The following is a 281-nucleotide window of genomic DNA, read 5'->3' as shown; positions in this document are numbered from 1 at the left end:
CCTGTACGCGGCGGCGCTGGGCGTGTCCGCGGCGGAGCTGAAAGGGGCGCCGGTGCCGCTGGAAGATCTGTGGGGACACGCGCGCGTGCAGCGATTGCGCGAGCAGCTGGCGACGGCGCCGGAGGCCTCCGCGGCGGGTGCGTTGCTTCAGCGTGCGGTGTCCGAACGGGTGACGCGCACGGGCGCGGTCGGCGCGATGCCGGCGCTGCTGCATGCGGCGTTGACGCAGTTGCAGGGTTCGAGCGTGGGCGCGGTGGCGCGTGCATTGGGCGTCAGCGAAC

At 74.0% G+C, this 281-nt stretch carries 1 pseudogene; it reads left to right on the top strand.

Annotation, left to right across the window (positions count from 1 at the left end):
• Nucleotides 1-281: pseudogene (locus tag OH705_RS27105) on the top strand (hypothetical protein); the annotation flags it as partial.

Source organism: Pseudomonas sp. BJa3 (genome assembly GCF_026343815.1).
Classification (GTDB): domain Bacteria; phylum Pseudomonadota; class Gammaproteobacteria; order Pseudomonadales; family Pseudomonadaceae; genus Aquipseudomonas; species Aquipseudomonas soli.
The sequence above is the reverse complement of the archived record's forward strand: the minus strand, read 5'-3'. Positions and strand labels throughout refer to the sequence as shown.